Origin of the sequence: Mesorhizobium sp. M5C.F.Ca.IN.020.29.1.1, from assembly GCF_003997375.1 — a bacterium.
In the GTDB taxonomy this organism is placed as follows: Bacteria; Pseudomonadota; Alphaproteobacteria; order Rhizobiales; family Rhizobiaceae; genus Mesorhizobium; species Mesorhizobium wenxiniae.
Map to the genome: position 1 here is coordinate 1 of NZ_RZSW01000727.1, position 2,419 is coordinate 2,419.

Here is a 2,419-nt window from a genome sequence, read left to right on the forward strand (position 1 = left end):
GCCAAGCTTGGCGAAGGTGTCGTCAACGGCATGATGACGGCGCGCATCGGCATTGCTGCGATGGAGACCGCAAGGCCCCTGCCCTTCAGCGCCGCGAGGCGGCCCGGCATGGGCGATTTCCTGTCCGCGCTGACATCTTTTGCAACCAAAAAGCAGAAGGAAACATCCGCTTCCGACACGTGACAACCGTCCTACAGCACCGCACATCCTGGTGGCTCGCAAAGGACGCTGTAGCCCTTTGATTTAGCGCATGATCCCATCGCAAATCGCTTCCGATTTTCGGGGCCATGCGCTAGCGGTGACGAAGCATTAACCAATCTTGTTCATGGTCGGACGGGTTCCAAACCAGACTCTTTGTTGCCGAGTGTCGTCGATGAAAAGCGTGATCTTGTCTAGCGTCCTGCCCATGGCGGTCGTGGTTTCAACAATTGCCGGCATGGCCGAAAAGACCTTTGCAGCGGAACGGGACAAGAAGTTCTTTCAATCGGTGGAAGGCGAATGGGTCGGCCCGGGGGAAATCGTCGCCGGCAAATACAAGGGCACGAAATTCACCTGCAATTTCACCGGCTCGACACCTGACGGCAAGATCGGCATGTCGCTCGACGGCGGTTGTCGGGTCGGCATGTTCACCCAGCAGATGTCGGCGACGATCCAGCACAAGGGCCGCGAGGGCTACAAGGGCAGCTTCATGGGCGGTGCCGCCGGTTCCGGCCTCGACATTATCGGCGGCAACGTGGTCAGCCCCAACAAGGTCGTCTTCACCATCAACCGCAATCAGTTGCGCGGCGTGATGCAGGCTCTTGTCCCCAACGACAATTCGATGACGGTGACGGTTGCGGTGCGCGTCGACCAGCAATTGGTGCCGGTCATCGGCATGAAGCTGAAGCGCGTCGATACGGTCGAAGTCGGCTCCATCGCGCCGAACTGAGCGCTTATCTGCGCGTCCGACAGGACGTGCGGCGCCGCGCTATAAAAAAAGCGGCAGCCACGGCCACCGCTTCTTTCGCAAAACTCAAATCGATTCTCAGGCCTTGATGGCGGCGGTCAGCTCGTCATAGGCCTTGCAGGCCTCGTCCGCCGTCGTAGCGCCCTGATACTTGGCCGTGACCGCCTGAACCTTGGCGGTGAGATCGGCCGCCTTGGCCGGATCCTTGGTGATCGCCTCCTGAAGGGCTGCAGTCATGTCCTGAGCTTTCTTGGTCAGCATTTCAGTCGTGCAGTCCGGTGCGTTCTAGCAGGCCGATCCGGCAAATGCCGCGATGCCAATGGCAACAAGCAAAAAATCTTCATGTCAGTCGTCTCCCTCAAAAAAAGGCGCGGATTTGATCGTCGTCCGCCCTTCACGGCCAAAGCCGCGCGTCCTTAGCGCCCGATTGCTGCAACACGCAGCGCAGCGGGTGCATAAAGCTGTGGAGCGCGGCTGCAACACTGCTGCACCAGTTTCCGGAATTCGGACTGTTCGATTTCAGCCGAAGCCCCTATCTTGGCTGCTCGATGCCGCAGCACATGCAGCGGTTTCTAGAGAGAACGGAACGGCAGGCATGGCAGCAGAAGCAGCGGGCAGCGATCTGATCCACGTGGTGGCGCTGCTCGCAGCAGGTGTTGTCGCCGTACCGATCTTCAAGCGCGTGGGGCTTGGTTCCATCCTCGGCTATCTGGCGGCCGGCGTGGTCATCGGCCCGTTCGGCATCGGCATCTTTTCCGAATCGGAAGCGATTCTTCACGTCGCCGAGCTCGGCGTCGTCATGTTCCTGTTCATCATCGGGCTGGAGATGCAACCGTCGCGGCTGTGGGGCCTCAGGCGAGAGATCTTTGGCCTTGGGGCATTGCAGGTCGGCGTATGCGCGCTGTTGCTGACCGGCGTCGGACTGGCGGGAGGTTTTCCGATCTCGCAATCCTTCGTCGCCGGCGCCGGCTTCGTGCTGACCTCGACAGCGATCGTCATGCAGCTTCTGGAGGAACGTGGTGAGATCGCTGCGCCCAAAGGCCAGCGCATCGTCTCCATCCTGCTGCTCGAGGACCTGGCGATCGTGCCGTTGCTGGCCCTGATCGCCTTCCTGGCGCCGGGCGGCGCCGATATGAGCTTGACGCAGCGGCTGACGGAGGTGGGCATAGGCCTTGCCGCCATCGTTGGGCTGGTGCTGGCCGGGCGTTATCTGCTCAATCCGTTCTTCCGCATCCTGGCGGACGCCCGCGCCCGCGAAGTGATGACCGCAGCCGCCCTTCTGGTCGTTCTGGGGTCGGCGCTTGCCATGCAGCTCAGCGGCCTGTCGATGGCGATGGGCGCCTTCCTGGCCGGCGTGCTTTTGTCGGAGTCCACCTTCCGCCATCAGCTGGAGGCCGACGTCGAACCATTCCGCGGTGTGCTGCTCGGGCTGTTCTTCCTCGCTGTCGGCATGTCGCTCGACCTGCATGTGGT

General features: G+C 61.4%; 4 protein-coding genes. 3 read left to right on the forward strand and 1 reads right to left on the reverse strand.

Annotation, left to right across the window (positions count from 1 at the left end):
* Positions 1-183: DUF697 domain-containing protein (locus tag EOA85_RS32745; protein WP_127212474.1), on the forward strand; the 183-nt coding region annotated here is incomplete at its 5' end.
* A gap of 190 nt (positions 184-373) precedes the next feature.
* Entirely contained in the window at positions 374-928 is a 555-nt protein-coding gene (locus EOA85_RS32750) for a hypothetical protein (RefSeq protein ID WP_127212475.1), read from the forward strand.
* A 96-nt stretch (positions 929-1,024) separates the two neighbouring features.
* Here the strand turns inward: EOA85_RS32750 and EOA85_RS32755 are convergent, their stop codons facing one another.
* Positions 1,025-1,207: a hypothetical protein gene (locus tag EOA85_RS32755; protein ID WP_245486229.1), complete on the reverse strand. Its 183-nt coding sequence runs from the start codon at positions 1,205-1,207 to the stop codon at positions 1,025-1,027.
* A gap of 334 nt (positions 1,208-1,541) precedes the next feature.
* On the opposite strand from EOA85_RS32755, the gene EOA85_RS32760 reads away from it, so the two are divergent.
* Positions 1,542-2,419: monovalent cation:proton antiporter-2 (CPA2) family protein (locus EOA85_RS32760; protein ID WP_206523424.1), on the forward strand; the 878-nt coding region annotated here is incomplete at its 3' end.

Bases quoted from the DNA above. Each gene is read 5' to 3' on its own strand.
- EOA85_RS32755 (WP_245486229.1), bottom strand. From the start codon at position 1,207: ATGCTGACCAAGAAAGCTCAGGACATGACTGCAGCCCTTCAGGAGGCG.
- EOA85_RS32750 (WP_127212475.1), top strand. From the start codon at position 374: ATGAAAAGCGTGATCTTGTCTAGCGTCCTGCCCATGGCGGTCGTGGTT.